The sequence below is a fragment of the Bacillus sp. LR--39 genome, from assembly GCF_053613335.1.
Map to the genome: position 1 here is coordinate 1 of NZ_JBSIOT010001412.1, position 553 is coordinate 553.

Here is a 553-nt window from a genome sequence, read left to right on the forward strand (position 1 = left end):
TGTCGAGTTGATTGCCTAATTCCGAGCAAGTGTCCCAGTTGTTGCTTTCAATTAATTTCACAAGCTCAAGCATTTGGTAGTAGTCGTTTTGATGGCCTAATAATGCTTGCCCGACTTCATCTTTTAAAGGCAATTCTTGAACAATTTCCTCTATTTCTCTATGCAGGAGGGTGTCTATGAGAGAAAACATTCCGATCAGCATATAAGAAGCTGGCTGCGGCCGGGATGTCTTTCTCGCCAGCAGTTCGCAAAGCTTTGCTCTTATCAGAGAAATCTTAATGATTTCGTGCTTGCTGGAATGGCCTTTCCTGCTTAAATCCTTAAAGGAAAGAATATAGATCCACCGTTTGATTTCATTAAATCCCAGCAGCATAATGGCCTGTTGAATGCTTTCAATTTTCTGGCTCAAACGGCTGTGGGATGAGTTTAAAAATTTTAAAATTTGATAGGACAGTGATAAATCCCGCTCTATGTACTCTGTCACACGCTTTATGTTAGGCTGCTCTTTGCTCAGTTCGTTAAGCAGTTCATAGTAAGAATAGAAATGAGTCGA

The 553-nt window shown here is 40.5% G+C and carries 1 pseudogene; it reads right to left on the reverse strand.

What is annotated here, in order from left to right:
* A pseudogene (gene pdeH, locus ACWHAR_RS30825) lies at positions 1–553 on the reverse strand (cyclic di-GMP phosphodiesterase); the annotation flags it as partial.